The following is a 15,344-nucleotide window of genomic DNA, read 5'->3' on the forward strand; positions in this document are numbered from 1 at the left end:
CAGATTAGCCATTGTCGGAGCCTCCCATTGCGGTTGCGGCGTCGCGCACGGCTTGGCGGATGCGCGGATAGGTCATGCAGCGGCAAAGGTTGCCGGTCATCACCGCGTCGATGTCTTCGTCACTGGGGTTGGGCGTGTCTTTCAACAAAGACGCCGCCTGCATGATCTGGCCCGACTGGCAGTAACCGCATTGCGGTACGCGCAGGTTGCGCCATGCTTCTTGAACCGGGTGCTTGCCCTCTTCGTCCAGCCCTTCGATCGTGGTGACCGACAGGCCCTCTACGTCTCCCAGATAGGTGATGCAAGACCGTGTCGCGGTGCCGTCGATATGCACGGTGCAAGCGCCGCATGCGCCGATGCCGCAGCCGAATTTCGTGCCGGTGAGGCCGATCTCATCACGGATCGCCCACAATAGGGGCATGTCCGGGTCTGCGTCGACAGAGATCTGCCGCCCGTTCAATTCGAATTTTATCATGAAGTGGTTGTCCCTTGGGGTATGCTTTGCCTGAGGGGAGCGCGCGTATAGCTGCCCTGATTTGAGGGGCTGTACATAGGTCCAATGGCTGGGGATGACAGCGCAAGACTGCCCTGATCACGCAATTGTCAGAAAGCTCGCGCGCGGCGCGGTCAGACGTGCTGACCGCCGTTCACCTCGATCTCGGTCCCCGAGACATAGGAGCTTTCCGCGCTGCACAGGAAATAGATCGCCCGCGCGACCTCATCAGGCTGGCCGAGGCGGCGCATGGGGATGTCGCGCACGATCTTGTCGGTGCCTTCGCTGAGGATCGCCGTCTCAACCTCACCCGGGGCGATTGCGTTCACCCGCACGCCGAGGGGGCCGAAATCATGGGCCATCTCGCGCGTCAGCGCCGCCAGCGCCGCCTTTGAGGTCGCATAGGCCGCCCCGGCAAAGGGATGCACCCGCGACCCGGCGATGGAGGTGACATTCACCACCGACCCACGCCCGGCAGAAAGCTCATCCTGAAGCCCGCGCGCCAGAACCACGGAGGCGAAGAAATTCACATGAAACACCTCGCCCCATGTCCGCAGATCGGTGTCGAGCGTGCTGAGCCGCGCGCCATCCTCGCCCTTGGGCGAGACGCCCGCGTTGTTCACCAGAGCGTGCAAAGGGTTACCGCCCAAAAGCCTTTTGACCTGCGCGACCGCCTCTATCGTCTGGTTCGGATCGCTGAGATCGACCTGCACATGGTCCTCCGCCCCACCGGGCCAAGGGCATTCGGGCGAGAACGCCTGCCGCGAGCAGCCGATCACCCGCCAGCCCTTGTCGGCGAAAGCCTTGGCCGTGGCATGGCCGATGCCCCGGCTGGCACCGGTCAGCAGCAGCGTCTTTTGATCGTGATCCACAGGTTTCATCATCTGATCCATCTTAGGCGCAGCGGCTGAGGTAGCGCCCTAATCGGTCGCCGCCAGCGCGCGTTCATAGTCCTGCCCCGGAATAGCGTCGAGCAGGCTGCGCGTATAGGCGGTATCGGGGTCGTGCAGCACTTTGCTGACCGGCCCGGCCTCAACGATCTGGCCCTTTTGCATCACGATGATCCGGTCGCAGATCCGCGCCGCGACGCGCAGGTCGTGGGTGATGAAGAGCATCGACAGATGCAGCCGGTTTTTCAACTCGGCCAGCAGGTCAAGCACCTGCGCCTGAATGGAGACGTCGAGGGCCGAGACGGCCTCATCCGCGATGATGATCGACGGGTCCAGCGCCAATGCGCGGGCGATGCCGATCCGCTGCCGTTGCCCGCCCGAGAACTCATGCGGGAAACGTTTCATCGCGCTTTCGTCCAGCCCGACCAGTTCCAGCAACTCGCGCGCCTTGGCCTTGGCCTCCTTATCCGGCGTGCCATAGGCGATGAGCCCCTCGGTCAGGATGCGCGACACCCGCGCGCGCGGGTTGAGTGACGAAAACGGGTCTTGAAAGATCATCTGCAACTTGCGCCGCTGCGCCCGCAGTTCTGGTCCCGACATCTCGGCGATGTCGACGCCGTCCATCAGGACGCGCCCCCCATCGGGATCAAGCAGCCGCACCAAACAGCGCCCGACGGTGGATTTGCCCGAGCCGGACTCCCCCACAATGCCGATGGTTTCGCCTGCATAAAGCTCGAAACTCACGTCCTGCACGGCCTTCACCACCCGACGCTTGCCAAAGAGCGTGCCAGAGCCGGTGGAGAAGGTCTTTTGCAGGCCTTCGACCTTCAATAGCGGGGTGCGTTCGACCTCTGCCGCAGCTTCGGTCTTGGTCAGCCGGGGGATCGCGTCGATAAGGGCGCGGGTATAGGGGTGCTGGGGCTTCAGCAGCACCTCTTGGGCCGGGCCAGCCTCGACGATCTCCCCCTTTTTCATGACGATCACCCGGTCGGCAATATCGGCCACCACGCCAAAGTCATGGGTGATGAAGATCACCGCCATGCCACGCTTGCGCCGCAGGTCTTCGATCAGCTTGAGGATCTGCGCCTGCGTGGTCACATCGAGCGCAGTGGTCGGCTCATCCGCGATCAGGATGTCAGGCTCCAGCGCCAAGGCCATCGCGATCATCACCCGCTGCCGCTGCCCGCCCGAAAGCTGGAAAGGATAGGCCCGGATCGCCGCTTCGGGGTCGGGAATACCCACCTCCTCCAACAGCTTGAGCGCCCGGGCGCGGCGCTCGGCCCCGGTGAGCGCGCCGTGGGCTTCGAAAACCTCGGCGATTTGCGCGCCGATCCGCATCAGCGGGTTTAATGCGCTCAGGGGCTCTTGAAAGATCATCGAAATGCGGCTGCCGCGCAGTTTCAACATCTCTTTCTCAGACAGCCCAAGGATTGCCTGCCCGTCAAAGGTGATGCTGCCCTTGTCGGGCAGAACCCCCTGCGGCAACAGCCCCATCACCGCATTGGCCGACATGGATTTGCCCGACCCGCTTTCGCCCACGATGCAAAGGATCTCCCCCGGGGCGAGGTCAAAGTTGATGTCCTTCGCGGCATAGAGCCGATCCGCCCCATGGGCAGCGCGATAGACAGGTCACGGATGCTAAGCAGGGTCATTCGGATTTCCTCGTCAATCGCGGGTTCAGCGCGTCGTTCAGACCTTCGCCAATCAAGTTCAACGCCAGCACGGTCAACAGGATCGCCATGCCCGGCAGGAAGGACAGCCACCATGCGGTGCGGATCACGGTGCGCGCAGCCCCGATCATATAGCCCCAAGACATGATGTTCGGATCGCCCAGCCCCAGAAAGGACAGCGAGCTTTCCAGCAGGATCGCCTGCGCCACCATGAGCGAGGCCAGCACGATGATCGGCGGCAGTGCGTTGGGCAGGATGTGGCGGGTGATGATCTGAAGGTTGCCGAGGCCCGACAGGCTCGCCGCCTCGACGAACTCACGGGTTCTGAGCGACAGCACCTCGCCCCGCACCAGACGCGCGACCGGGGGCCATGACACGATGGAAATCGCGATGATCACAAAGGTCAGGCTGGGCTGGAAGATCGCCAAGAGCACGATGGCGAGCGCAAAGCTCGGGATGGTCTGAAAGAACTCGGTAAAGCGCATGAGCGCGTCGTCGATCCGGCCTGCGAAATACCCCGCCACAGCCCCCACCGGCACGCCGATGGCCAGCGCCACAATGGTCGAGACCAGCCCGACCAGCAGGCTCACATAAGCGCCATGGGCAAGCCCCGCCATGACATCGCGGCCAAGCGCATCGGTGCCCAGAAGCAGCCCGTCTTGGGTGAAAGGCGGCAGGAAGGGGCGCTGCACCATTTTCCACGGGCTCTGCGGAAAGAGGATGGGCGCGAGGATGGCGGCGGCTATGACGAAGGTCAGGATGACCAAGCCGATTACCGCGCCACGGTTATAGCTGAAACGTTTCCAAAAACTCATCATGTCGTCAGCCTTATCCGCGGATCAACAATGACATAGATGACATCCGTGATCAGGTTGAACAGCAGCACCATGGCCGCCGAGATGTAGAAGACCCCGAGGATCACGTTGTAGTCCCGCTGGTTGATCGCCTCGAACATCAGCCGCCCAATGCCGGGCCATGCAAAGACGGTCTCGGTCAGGATGGCCCCGCCAAAGATTTGCCCGGCCTGAAGCCCGGCCAGCGTGATCACCGGCAAGAGCGCATTGCGCAGGATATGCCGCCGCTGGATCACGCCGCGGTTCAGCCCCTTGGCGCGGGCGGTTTTCACGAAGTCCAGCCGCGAGACTTCGAGCATCGAGGCCCGCGTCATGCGCATGTAGATCGCCGTGAAGAACAGCCCCAGCGTCGAGGCCGGCAAGATCAGATGTTTCGCCACATCCAACACATGGGCGAGGCCGGTATAGCCCGCACCGATGGTGGAATAGCCAAAGCCCGGCAACCATTCGAGCCAGACCGAGAACACCAGAGTCGCCATCAGCGCCACCCAAAAGAGCGGGGTTGCATAGAACAGCAGCGCGAAGGTCGAGATGATCGTGTCACCCCATTGCCCCTGCCGGGCAGAGGCCGCGACACCGGCGGTCACGCCCAGCACCAGCGACAGCACGAAGGCCACGCCGGTCAGCAAAAGCGTCGCGGGCAGGCGGTCGCCGATCATCTCGGCCACCGGCATCTGCTGGCGGAAGGAATAGCCAAGGTCGAGCTGCACCGCGCCTTTGATGTAAATCCACAACTGCATGTAGAGCGGCTGGTCCAAGCCGAAACGCGCCCGCAGGTCTGCAAGAAATTTCTCGTCCGCCGCCCCGGCTTCGCCCGCCATGACCGCCGCAGGGTCACCCGGTGCCGCATGGATCAGCAGGAAATTGAAGACAAGGATCGCCAGCAGGATAAACACTGCCTTGACCAACCTGCCCAATATGAAACGTATCACGCTATCCGCCCCGTGTTGTTCTGATAGATGCCCGAGCCGCCGCGGCGGCTTGGGCCATGAGCGTTGTCGCTCTTGTTACTTATCGAGCCATACGTCGCGGAAACCGTCGTTCACGCCAAAGGCGGTGTTGACCGGGTTCTTCACGTCGCAGCGGTAGATGGTGGGGAAGCCCAGCTCCAGAAGCCAGATGTTCGGCACATCCTCGACGATCGCGTCTTGGATCTCCTTATAGGCGGCCTTGCGCTCTTCCGGGCTGGCCATCAGGGCCGCTTCGGCAAAGAGCTTGTCGGTCTCGGGGTTTTGGTAGTTCGCTACATTGTTCCAAGGCGAACCGGGGGCGGCATTGTCGCCCATATAGGTCCGCGAAACGCCAAGCGCCGGATCGCCGTATTGGTAGAGATAGGTAAAGGCGAGGTCGAAGTCGCGGTCGGCAACCTTCTGGTTCCAGCCCGCCACATCCGAGGGCACGATCTCGGACTTCATGCCGATCTCGCTCAGGTTCTGTTTGACCGCCTCGGCCCAGCGCTGCCAAGTCTCACCGTAAGGCAGGCCCAAGATGCGAATGGTTTCGCCGTCATAGCTGCTCTCTTCCAGCAGGTCTTTGGCCTTTTCCGGATCATAGGAGATATCCGGCGTGTCGCCGTCATAGAAACGGGTGGAGGAGGACAGCGGGCCGGTCGAAACCTTGCCCAGACCGTTCCACAGCGCGTCCTTGGCGAACTGGCGGTCGACGCCATGCATGATCGCCTTGCGCACCTTCACATCGTCGAGCGGCTTGTTGTCGTTGTTCACCCACATCCAAGACAGCGGACCGAAATATTCCCAGCCCTTGTCGGTGATGCAGGTGTTTTCCATCGCCTGAATGCGCGCCACGTCGAAATTTTCGACCGAGCCGCCGGGCAGCACGTCGACCTTGCCGGTCTCATAGGCCACGGCGCGGGAGGCGGCGTCGGGGATCACATGGTAATAGACTTCGTCAACGTAGGGCTTCCCCTCCATATAGTAGTCTTCGTTCTTCACCAGATGGATGAAGCTGCCTTTCTCCCATTTGTCGAACTTGAAGGGGCCGGTGCCGATGGGCGTGTTGTTCGCCTCGTTATTGGCGTAATCCGTACCTTCATAGATGTGCTTTGGGATCATCGGCGCGGTGCCCGCCTCAAAGATGCCGATGAAGGGGCCGAAGGGCTGTTTGAGGTTGAAGACAACCGTGTGGTCATCAGGCGTCTCGATGCTTTCGACATGTTCCATATAGGTGCGCATCCGCGAGTGGCTCTCGCGCAGGAACTTATCCATGGAGAATTCGACATCCTCCGAAGTGAAGGGCTCACCGTCATGGAACACCACGCCCTCGCGCAGCTTGAAGGTATAGGTCCTGCCGTCTTCGGAAATCTCCCATGATTCAGCCAACTGCCCTTCGGGCTGGAGGTCGAAATCATAGCGCAGCAGGCTTTCGTAGATATCGCCGCCGACCATCTGCGTCGGGCCGTTCTGCACAAGCCCGATCATCAGGCTGGGCGGCTCGGGCTGGATCACGACGTTAAGCGTGCCGCCGGACTTCGGCTCACCATCCTGCGCGGCCAAAGGCCCGGCCAGCGCCAGCGCCAAAACGGCTGCGGTTAATTTAGTGGTTTTTAGCATGTAAATCCCCATTGGTTTTGCTGAAACTCGCCCAAGGGCAGCGTCCGATCTGACGTCGGCTTCTTGCAGTCGCTTGGGTGGTCGCCGCGCGATTGGCGGCGTCTTGATGGCTCATTCACCTGTGGTGAATGATTGGATGTATCTTATGATCCCCTCCTTTGCGTCATCGATGTCTGCGCGCATTTCCGCAGCTGCGGCTGCGGGATCGCGATTCTCACAGGCTGCAATAATTGCCTGATGATGTCGAACCAGCCCCATCTGCTCTTGCGCATAGTACCCGGCGATTAGCGGCCCCATGCGGAGCCATAGCCCGCTGAGGATGGCCAGCAGGATCGGCATCTCTGCCGCCTCTACCAGCGCGAAATGGAACTCTTGATTATACTTCACCGCCTGCGGCCAGCGCCCGGCCACCGCTGCGGCCTCGTTCCGCTCCACGATCTTTTTCAGGCGGCGGATTTCCTTGGGGCCGACCACCTCAGCGGCGTGGCCTGCGGCAAATCCCTCCAGCTCGCGCCGGATGCTCGCGATTTCAAGATACTGCGCCTCTCTCAGCACCGGCACGCGCACATCGCGCACGCTGCGCTGGACCAAAGCCTCATCCCGCAAGAGCCGCTGCACCGCGTCGCGGACCGGGGTCGAACTGGTACCCAACCGCTCTGCCAAGCCGCGAATGGTGACCTTTTCATTCGGGCGAAGCCTGCCTTCCACCAAGTCCTGACAGACCCGATCATAAATCGCATCGCCCAATGAAACTTGATTGATCTCGGCCATCGCGCCCTCATCCTTACTGGCCGACTTGCTGCCAGTTTTGATGCATGATGCATCATTTCTATTGAGCCTGCAAATTAAAACTGCAATGCTCCGCCGCAACGACATCAGACCACAGGGAATGTGATGAAAGTCTTTTTCGACGAACGCCAGCTTGGCCATGCGCCGACACATTATTTTCGGCGCGGCGCGGCGATGCCGCATCAAGAACAGCCACAACGTGCTGAAATTCTACGCGATATGTTAATCGGCGAAGGGTTTGAGATCAGCAAACCCAAAGACCACGGGCTTGCGCCGATCAAGGCGGTGCACAACCCTGACTACGTCGATTTCCTGCCCGATGCCCATGCCCGTTTCGTCGAAAGCGCGGGGCCGGATGCGCTGGCCATTCCCACCATGCACCCCGGCGTGCGGCGCGGGAAAGAGCCCAAGGACATTCACGGTCAATTGGGTTGGTGGATGACCGACACTTCGACCCCGCTGACCGAAGGGTCATGGGATGCAGCCTATTGGTCCGCCCAAACCGCCATTGAGACGGCCCAAACGGTGGCGACAGGCGCCCGCGCGGCCTATGCGCTCTGCCGTCCGCCCGGCCACCATGCGATGCGCGATTGCTCGAACGGTTTTTGCTTTTTCAACAACGCCTGTATCGCGGCAGAGCGCCTGACCCAGACCTTCAAGAAGGTCGCGCTGATCGACATCGACGTGCACACCGGCAATGGCTCGCTCGACATCCTCTATGAACGCGGCGACATCTTCTTTTGCTCGCTGCATCCCGATCCGGCCACCTACCCCACCTTCTATCTCGGCCATGCCGATGAGACGGGCGAAGGCGACGGGGCGGGCAAATCGCTGAACCTGCTGCTGGAGCAGGGTGCGAGCCAAGATGAGGTGCTGGCCCTGCTCGACAAGGGCATTGCCGCGATCCGCGATTTCGGGGCCGAGGCGCTGGTCGTCTCGCTGGGCTTTGACATGGCCGCCGACGATCCGCTGGCTGCCGTGAAGGTCTATCCCGACGGCTTTGCCGAAATGGCCCGGCGCTTGGCGGCGCTGAACCTTCCCACCGCATTGATCCAAGAGGGCGGCTACCTTGGCCCCTCCCTTGCCGATAACGCAAAATCATTTCTCACGACATTCCGCGAGGCCACAGCATGAGCAAGACACCCCAAGATATGAATGGCGCGGAAAGCGTTGTGCGCAGCCTGCATGCGGGCGGGGTGGAGGTCTGTTTCGCCAATCCCGGCACCTCCGAAATGCAATTCGTCGACGCGCTGGACCGCACCAAACTGATGCGCTGCGTTCTGGGCCTGTTCGAGGGGTGGTGACCGGCGCCGCCGATGGCTATGCGCGCATGGCCGGCAAACCAGCGGTGACCCTGCTGCACCTTGCCCCCGGTTTCGCCAATGCCGCCGCCAACCTGCACAACGCCCGCAAGGCGCGGGTGCCGATGGTCAACCTTGTGGGCGATCACGCGCTGCGGCACCAGAAATACGACGCCCCCTGTCGGCGGATGTCGAAGGCGCCTGTGCGCCCTTCAGCGATTGGGTACGTTCGGGTCGTGACGCGGGCAGCTTTGCCGCCGATGCGATGACCGCCCTCGCGGTCGCCCAAGGCAAGCCGGGCAAGGTCGCCACGCTGATCGCGCCCGCCGACATCGGCTGGGACGCGGGCGGCCAGATGGCCGAGGTCGTGCCCCCCGCGGCCCCTGCCCCGCTGGACGAAGCCGCGCTTGATGCCGCGGTCAAAGCCTTGGAAAGTGGTGAGAAGACCGTGCTTCTGGTCGGCAGCGGTGTGCTGGAGAACCAAAAGGCGATGGCCCTGCTGCACGGCATCGCGGAAAAGACCGGCGCCGATATCCTCGCCCCGACCTCGAACCGCCGGTTGGAGCGCGGACAGGGGCGGTTTGCCGTCAACAAAATCCCCTATCCGATCAACGCGGCGCTCGAATGCCTTGCCCCCTACCGCCGCGCCATCCTGATCGAGACGCCGCCGCCGGTCGCCTTTTTCGCCTACCCCGAAAAGCCGAGCCTGCTGTTGCCGGTCGATTGCCATAACGTGACGCTCGCCGCCGTCGATGCGGATGGCGCCACCGCACTGGCCGCTGTGGCGGACCGTATCGGTGCGAAACCCGCCACCCCGCGCGACCACGCGCGGCCCGCGGCACCACAGGCGGGCGGCATCAGCCTGCAAAACCTCGGCGCGGCCTTGGCCAATGCGCTGCCCGAAGACGCAATCGTGGTGGATGAGGCCGTGTCCTCCGGCGGGGCGACTTTCCCGGCGGGCGACAGTGCCGCGCCGAACACTTGGCTCGCGCTGACCGGCGGGTCGATCGGCATTGGCATTCCCCTTTCCGCCGGGGCCGCCATCGCCTGCCCCGACCGCCCGGTGATCACGCTGCAAGCCGATGGTTCGGCCATGTACACCATTCAGGCGCTCTGGACCCAAGCGCGCGAGAATTCCAACGTCACCACCATCATTCTGGCCAATCAGTCCTATGAGATCCTCAAGGGCGAGTTGCACAACGTCGGCGCCCAACCCGGCCCCGACGCGCTGAGCATGCTGAACCTCGACCGCCCGCAATTGGATTTTGTGGCCATGGCCAAGGGCATGGGCGTGCCGGGCAAACGGGTCGAAGACATTGCCGAGTTGATGCGCACCATCGAAGAGGCCGCGAAAGAGCCCGGCCCCTTCCTCATCGAAGCGATGCTGTAACCCCGAAAGGACACGCCATGCCCCTTGATCCAGACCTCAAGTCTCGCATCCTTCAGGCTGTCGAAGACGGATTTGCCGAACAGGTAAGTTTTACCCAAAAGCTCGTGCAAATGCCCTCCCTGCGCGGCCATGAACATGCGATCCAAGACCTGCTGTTTCGCAGCCTGCAAAGCCGTGGCTACGCGATGGACCGTTTCAAGATGGACCGCGCCGCGATTGAGGCGCATCCCGGCGGGTCGAAATACTCGGACGATCATTCCGACGCGCCCATCGTCGTGGGCATCCACCGCCCGCGCGATGAGCGGGGCCGCTCGCTGATCCTGCAATCGCATCTCGACGTGGTGCCCGAGGGGCTGCACGACATGTGGGACGATCCGCCCTTTTCGGCCAAGATTGACGGCGATTGGATGTATGGCCGGGGCGCGGGCGATATGAAGGCAGGGGCGGCTGCGAATATCTTTGCGCTCGACGCGCTGCGCCGCATCGGGCTGCAACCGGCGGCGACCGTCTATGTGCAATCCGTGGTCGAGGAGGAATCCACTGGCAACGGCGCTTTGCAGACTTTCCTGCAAGGCTACACCGCCGATGCGGTCTTCATCCCCGAACCCGAAGAGGAAATGCTGGTCCGCGCCAACACCGGCGTCATCTGGTTTCAGGTGCAGTTGCGCGGCGTGCCGGTCCATGTGCGCGAAATGGGCGAAGGGGCCAATGCCATTGATGCTGCCACCCGCGTCATCACAGCCCTGCGCGAGATGGAGGAGGAGTGGAACGCCGAGAAAGGCGAGCACCCGCATTTCGAAGACGAGGCCCATCCGATCAACCTCAACATCGGCAAGATCGAAGGCGGCGATTGGGCCTCATCAGTGCCGTCATGGTGCAACATCGATTGCCGCGTTTCCATCTATCCGGGCCGCAGCGCCGAGGATGCCGCGCGGGAGATCACCGAGCGGGTCAAAGCCTTCGCCCAAAGCGACAGCTTCCTGTCGAACAACCCGCCCAAGGTGGTCTTCAACGGTTTCTACGCCGAAGGCTATGTGCTGGAGCCGGGCAGCGAGGCTGAAACCGTGTTGGAACGCGCCCATGAAGAGGCCATCGGCGCGCCGCTGCAATCCTTCATGACGGCGGGCTACCTCGATACGCGGGTTTATGCGCTTTACAACAAGATCCCCGCGCTCTGCTACGGGCCAAGATCGCGCAACATTCACGGGATCAACGAATCCGTCAGCCTCAGTTCGGTCAAGAAGATCACCCAAGCCATGGCGCTCTTCATCGCCGAATGGTGCGGGACCGAAGGCACCTACCCATGACCGAGGCCGGGATCACGCTCCACGGCGGCCTGCCCCCGTTTCTCAGCGGTGTGCTGGTGGAAGAGACCGGGACCCAGACCGACCTGCTGGCACAAGACCCGCCCGCCTTTGACGCGGCCCGCGCGGCGGAGGTTGCGCTGCGTTTCTATGGTATCTCGGGGCAGATCGAACCGCTTGCCGCTGAAAAAGACGCGAATTTTCTGATCACCCTGACCACGGGCGAGCAGGCGCTCCTAAAGGTCACTAATGCCGCCGAAGACCGGGCGGTGACCGACATGCAGACCGCGGCACTGATGCATCTGGCCGCCGCCGATCCCGAACTGCCCGTGCAACGCATCTGCGCCAGCCTAAACGGCAAAGCTGCCGAGGTCGCCACCGCCGCCGATGGGCAGCCCCATGTCGTTCGCCTGATGTCCTTCCTCGGCGGCACCGTGCTCAGCAATGCGACCCCGCAGCCGGGCCTCTACCGCGCCTTGGGCGATTTTCACGCGCGGGTCACCCTTGGGCTGCGCGGCTTCTTTCACCCCGCGGGCGGGCATTTCCTGCAATGGGACATCAAACAAGCGGGCCACCTGCGCCCCCTTTTGGCGGATGTGCAGGACGCCGCGCTGCGCCAGCAGTTGCAGCATAGGCTTGACCAGTTTGACGCGGAAACCGCCCCGCGATTGCCGCATCTGCGGGCACAGATCGTGCATAATGACTTCAACCCCCATAACATTCTGGTCGACGCGCCACAGGCGCAGCATCCCGTCGGGTTGATCGACTTCGGCGATATGGTGCATACGCCGCTGGCCTGTGATTTGGCGGTGGCCTGCTCCTATCAACTCGGCCAAGGCACGGATCCGCTGGGTGCCATTTGCGAGATGGTCGCGGGCTTCGCCACACGGCTGCCGCTGGAGGCCGAAGAGGTCGCGCTTCTGCCCAGTCTGATCCGCCTGCGCCATGCCACCACCTTGGCAATCGGCGCCTCCCGCGCGCGGCGCTATCCTGAGAATGCCCCCTATATCCTGCGCAACGCCGCCGCTTCGCAACGCGGGCTGGCCGCGCTCGACCATGTGGGCGACGCCGCCGCGATCAAATCCCTGCACCATGCTGCGGGAACGGAGTGACCGATGACCATGATCAACGCCTATGACAGCGCCCAAGCCGAGGCCCTCAGCCCCGCAGACCGCGCCCTGATCGACCGCCGCGCCAAAGCGCTCGGCCCCGCCTACCGGCTGTTCTACGACCAGCCGCTGCATATCACGCGCAGCGAGGGTGTCTGGCTTTGGGATAAGGACGGGCGCAGATATCTCGATGCTTACAACAACGTCGCATCGGTCGGCCATTGCCACCCCCGCGTGGTCGAGGCGATCACCCAGCAGTTGGGCGTGCTGAACACCCACACCCGCTATCTACATGAAAACGTTGTCACTTACGCCGAACGGCTGCTCGCTACCATGCCCGAGGCGCTTGGTCATGTCATGTTCACCTGCACCGGGTCCGAGGCGAATGACATCGCCCTGCGCATCGCCCGCAGCTATACCCGGCGCGAGGGCGTCATCGTGACCCGGCTTGCCTATCACGGGCTGACCGAAGCGGTGGCCGAACTCTCCCCCTCTCTGGGCGAATTCACCCCGCGCAGCCCGCGCATCCGGCTGATCGACGCGCCCGACACGCTGCGCATCCCCGAGGCGCAGCAGGGCGCTAAACTCGCCGCCGATCTGGGCCAAGCGATTGCCGAGATGCGCGCCGATGGGATCGAGCCTGCGGCCTTCATCGTCGATACGATCTTTTCCAGTGACGGGCTGCATCCCGATCCGGCGGGGTTCCTGCAACCAGCTGTCGATCTGATCCGCGCCGAAGGGGGGCTTTTCATCGCTGACGAAGTGCAGCCCGGCTTTGCCCGCACCGGCGATGCCTTCTGGGGGTTCGAGCGCCACGGGCTGGTGCCTGACATGGTCACGATGGGCAAGCCGATGGGCAATGGCTTCCCCCTTTCCGGCACCGCGATGCGGCCAGAGCTGGTGCAAGAATTTGGCGAAAAGGCGCGGTATTTCAACACCTTTGGCGGCAATCCCGTGGCCGCCGCCGCGGGCATGGCGGTGCTCGACGTGATCGCGGATGAGGGATTGCAGGACAATGGCACAGCCGTTGGCGGCTACCTCAAGAGCGGCTTGCAAGACATCGCGAGCCGCTACCCCGAGATCGGCCATGTGCGCGGCGCGGGGCTGTTTCTGGCGGTCGAATGCGTCACCGCGCGCGAGACCAACGCCCCCGATGCCGCCCGCGCCAAATTCGTGGTCAACCATCTGCGCCAGAATGGCGTCTTGATCAGCGCCACCGGGCCGGGGGCCAATGTGCTGAAAATCCGCCCCCCGCTTGTCTTGCAGCAGGCCGAGGCGACCCTGTTCCTCGACGCGACAGAAGCCGCCTTCGCCGCCGCGCGGGCCGAGGGGGGTTAACCCTGCGGCCCTACTGCGCCTCGCGCAGAGACCGCTCCCGCGCGCGGGCCTCGGTCAGCCATTCCGGGTCCATCTGCGGGACCGATGTCAGCAGCCGCTTGGTATAGGCCTGCTTTGGATCGCCGAAGATCTCATCACGCCCGCCCTGCTCCACGATCTGGCCATTCTTAAGCACGATCACCTTATGGGCAATCGCCTCAACCGTGGCCAAGTCATGGGTGATGAACATGAAGGTCAGGTCCAGCTCGGTCTGCAAACGCACCAAAAGCCGCAGGATCCCTTCGGCCACCAATTGGTCCAGCGCGCTGGTGACCTCGTCACAGATGATGAACTCCGGCTCGGCTGCCAGCGCCCGCGCGATGCCCACGCGCTGCTTCTGCCCGCCCGAGAGTTCGCTGGGTTTGCGGTCAAGGAAAGCGCGGTCGAGGTCGACCAGATCCATCAGTTCCGCCACCCGCGCCTGAAGCTCTTGCCCCCTGCGGCCCGTGAACTTGCGCACCGGGCGGGCCAAAATCTCGCGGATACTGTGGCGCGGGTTCAGCGAGGTATCCGCCGATTGATAGATCATCTGGATATTGCGCAGCGTCTCAGCCCCGCGTTTGGCCAGTTGCGGCTCAAGCGGCGCGTCGTTCCAGAAAAACTGCCCGGCGACGGGGGGCAACAGCCCTGCGATGACCCGGGCGAGGGTTGATTTACCCGACCCGCTTTCTCCGACGACGGCAGTGGTCTGGCCGCGCGGAAAGGTGAAGTTGAGGTTGTCCAGCACCGTCATCGGCCCATAGGCCGCCGAAACCCCCTCGCAGCGGATCAGCGCCGGAGCCTCCCCCGCCTTAGCGTCCGGGCGGCGGAAGGAGCGCACGGCCCAGAGCGAGCGGGTATAGTCCTCTTGCGGGGCGTCGAGCATGGTCTTGGTCGGCGCGGTCTCCACCGCCGCGCCATCCTTCATCACGCAGATGCGGTCGGCCATCTGGCTCACCACCGCCAGATCATGGGTGATATAGATCGCCGCCGTGTCATATTGCTCGACGATATCGCGGATCGCGCCCAGCACTTCGATCTGGGTGGTCACGTCCAAAGCGGTCGTCGGCTCGTCAAAGATGATCAGGTCGGGGCGACAGGCCATGGCCATCGCCGTCATCGCCCGCTGCAACTGGCCGCCCGACACTTGGTGCGGGTAGCGAAAGCCGATCTCTTCGGGGTTGGGCAATTGCATCTGACGGTAGAGCGCGACGGCGTCCTGCTCTGCCGCCGCGCGGCCCGAGACACCGTGTAGACGCGGCGCTTCGGTATATTGGTCGATCAGCGTCTTGGCGGGGTTAAAGCTTGCCGCCGCAGACTGGGCGACATAGGCGATGCGCTTGCCATGCAACCGGCGCAATTGCCCGCGCCCCATGCCGATCAATTCGGTGCCGTCGAATTCGACGCTGCCCCGGCAAAGCGCACCCCGTCGCGGACATAGCCCATCGCCGCCAAGCCAGCGGAGCTTTTGCCCGCCCCGCTCTCGCCGACAAGACCCAGCACTTCACCCCGGTCCAGTTCCAGATCGAGCCCTTTGATGATCACATTGGGCCGCGCGCGGCTGCCTGCCTCAAGCCGGAGACCGCGAATGTTCAGAAGATTTCCCATAAGCTTGGCC

Annotated in this window: 13 protein-coding genes and 2 pseudogenes; 7 read left to right on the plus strand and 8 right to left on the minus strand. The window is 63.2% G+C overall.

Annotated features, from left to right (window positions below; translation table 11 throughout):
* Positions 1 to 4 precede the first annotated feature (4 nt).
* The 7 genes and pseudogenes from CUR85_RS03960 to CUR85_RS03990 form a co-directional block, all read right to left on the minus strand.
* Positions 5 to 475 carry a (2Fe-2S)-binding protein gene (locus CUR85_RS03960; RefSeq protein WP_067268082.1) on the minus strand — a complete coding sequence of 157 codons (471 nt, stop codon included), beginning with the start codon at positions 473 to 475 and terminating at the stop codon, positions 5 to 7.
* Between the two features lie 152 nt (positions 476 to 627).
* Complete coding sequence (locus CUR85_RS03965; RefSeq protein ID WP_231886447.1) at positions 628 to 1,377, minus strand: SDR family NAD(P)-dependent oxidoreductase; 750 nt, start codon at positions 1,375 to 1,377, stop codon at positions 628 to 630.
* Positions 1,378 to 1,413: 36 nt separating this feature from the next.
* Positions 1,414 to 3,035 (minus strand): annotated as a pseudogene (locus CUR85_RS03970) (ABC transporter ATP-binding protein).
* Positions 3,032 to 3,871, minus strand: coding sequence for an ABC transporter permease (locus tag CUR85_RS03975; RefSeq protein WP_082852163.1), 840 nt, complete (start codon positions 3,869 to 3,871; stop codon positions 3,032 to 3,034). The pseudogene CUR85_RS03970 and the gene CUR85_RS03975 overlap by 4 nt, the downstream one beginning before the upstream one ends.
* Complete coding sequence (locus CUR85_RS03980) at positions 3,868 to 4,839, minus strand: ABC transporter permease (RefSeq protein ID WP_067268087.1); 972 nt, start codon at positions 4,837 to 4,839, stop codon at positions 3,868 to 3,870. Before CUR85_RS03980 ends, CUR85_RS03975 begins: the two co-directional genes overlap by 4 nt.
* A 75-nt stretch (positions 4,840 to 4,914) precedes the next feature.
* On the minus strand, positions 4,915 to 6,489 hold the full coding sequence (locus CUR85_RS03985; protein ID WP_067268089.1) for an ABC transporter substrate-binding protein: 1,575 nt from the start codon (positions 6,487 to 6,489) through the stop codon (positions 4,915 to 4,917).
* A gap of 99 nt (positions 6,490 to 6,588) precedes the next feature.
* Positions 6,589 to 7,407, minus strand: a complete 819-nt coding sequence (locus tag CUR85_RS03990; RefSeq protein ID WP_067268091.1) for a GntR family transcriptional regulator — start codon at positions 7,405 to 7,407, stop codon at positions 6,589 to 6,591.
* Between CUR85_RS03990 and CUR85_RS03995 the strand changes: the two genes are divergently transcribed.
* The 7 genes from CUR85_RS03995 to CUR85_RS04025 are packed head-to-tail and all read left to right on the plus strand — an operon-like array spanning position 7,372 to position 13,708.
* Positions 7,372 to 8,400, plus strand: coding sequence for a histone deacetylase family protein (locus CUR85_RS03995; protein WP_067268092.1), 1,029 nt, complete (start codon positions 7,372 to 7,374; stop codon positions 8,398 to 8,400). The two genes, CUR85_RS03990 and CUR85_RS03995, sit on opposite strands and share 36 nt — an antisense overlap.
* Positions 8,397 to 8,570, plus strand: a complete 174-nt coding sequence (locus tag CUR85_RS04000) for a thiamine pyrophosphate-binding protein (protein ID WP_280321833.1) — start codon at positions 8,397 to 8,399, stop codon at positions 8,568 to 8,570. Before CUR85_RS03995 ends, CUR85_RS04000 begins: the two co-directional genes overlap by 4 nt.
* On the plus strand, positions 8,567 to 8,836 hold the full coding sequence (locus CUR85_RS04005) for a thiamine pyrophosphate-binding protein (RefSeq protein WP_280321835.1): 270 nt from the start codon (positions 8,567 to 8,569) through the stop codon (positions 8,834 to 8,836). Before CUR85_RS04000 ends, CUR85_RS04005 begins: the two co-directional genes overlap by 4 nt.
* Positions 8,746 to 9,957, plus strand: coding sequence for an acetolactate synthase large subunit (locus CUR85_RS04010; protein ID WP_280322862.1), 1,212 nt, complete (start codon positions 8,746 to 8,748; stop codon positions 9,955 to 9,957). The genes CUR85_RS04005 and CUR85_RS04010 overlap by 91 nt, the downstream gene beginning before the upstream one ends.
* 17 nt (positions 9,958 to 9,974) lie before the next feature.
* A complete protein-coding gene (locus tag CUR85_RS04015; protein ID WP_067268095.1) occupies positions 9,975 to 11,264 on the plus strand; it encodes an ArgE/DapE family deacylase in 1,290 nt (429 codons plus the stop codon).
* The gene (locus CUR85_RS04020; RefSeq protein WP_067268097.1) at positions 11,261 to 12,373 is read left to right on the plus strand and encodes a phosphotransferase; all 1,113 of its coding nucleotides are present in this window, start codon (positions 11,261 to 11,263) and stop codon (positions 12,371 to 12,373) included. Before CUR85_RS04015 ends, CUR85_RS04020 begins: the two co-directional genes overlap by 4 nt.
* 3 nt (positions 12,374 to 12,376) lie before the next feature.
* Complete coding sequence (locus tag CUR85_RS04025) at positions 12,377 to 13,708, plus strand: aspartate aminotransferase family protein (RefSeq protein WP_067268099.1); 1,332 nt, start codon at positions 12,377 to 12,379, stop codon at positions 13,706 to 13,708.
* A 10-nt stretch (positions 13,709 to 13,718) separates the two neighbouring features.
* Here the strand turns inward: CUR85_RS04025 and CUR85_RS04030 are convergent.
* Positions 13,719 to 15,334: pseudogene (locus CUR85_RS04030) on the minus strand (ABC transporter ATP-binding protein).
* Positions 15,335 to 15,344: the final 10 nt, after the last annotated feature.

The sequence above is a fragment of the Sulfitobacter faviae genome, from assembly GCF_029870955.1.
Taxonomy (GTDB): Bacteria; Pseudomonadota; Alphaproteobacteria; order Rhodobacterales; family Rhodobacteraceae; genus Sulfitobacter; species Sulfitobacter faviae.

Coding starts and splice junctions, on each gene's coding strand:
- CUR85_RS03985 (WP_067268089.1), bottom strand. CDS start 6,489: ATGGGGATTTACATGCTAAAAACCACTAAATTAACCGCAGCCGTTTTG.
- CUR85_RS04000 (WP_280321833.1), top strand. CDS start 8,397: ATGAGCAAGACACCCCAAGATATGAATGGCGCGGAAAGCGTTGTGCGC.
- CUR85_RS03995 (WP_067268092.1), top strand. CDS start 7,372: ATGAAAGTCTTTTTCGACGAACGCCAGCTTGGCCATGCGCCGACACAT.
- CUR85_RS04025 (WP_067268099.1), top strand. CDS start 12,377: ATGACCATGATCAACGCCTATGACAGCGCCCAAGCCGAGGCCCTCAGC.
- CUR85_RS04020 (WP_067268097.1), top strand. CDS start 11,261: ATGACCGAGGCCGGGATCACGCTCCACGGCGGCCTGCCCCCGTTTCTC.
- CUR85_RS03990 (WP_067268091.1), bottom strand. CDS start 7,407: ATGGCCAAGCTGGCGTTCGTCGAAAAAGACTTTCATCACATTCCCTGT.
- CUR85_RS03975 (WP_082852163.1), bottom strand. CDS start 3,871: ATGATGAGTTTTTGGAAACGTTTCAGCTATAACCGTGGCGCGGTAATC.
- CUR85_RS04015 (WP_067268095.1), top strand. CDS start 9,975: ATGCCCCTTGATCCAGACCTCAAGTCTCGCATCCTTCAGGCTGTCGAA.
- CUR85_RS03965 (WP_231886447.1), bottom strand. CDS start 1,377: ATGATGAAACCTGTGGATCACGATCAAAAGACGCTGCTGCTGACCGGT.
- CUR85_RS03960 (WP_067268082.1), bottom strand. CDS start 475: ATGATAAAATTCGAATTGAACGGGCGGCAGATCTCTGTCGACGCAGAC.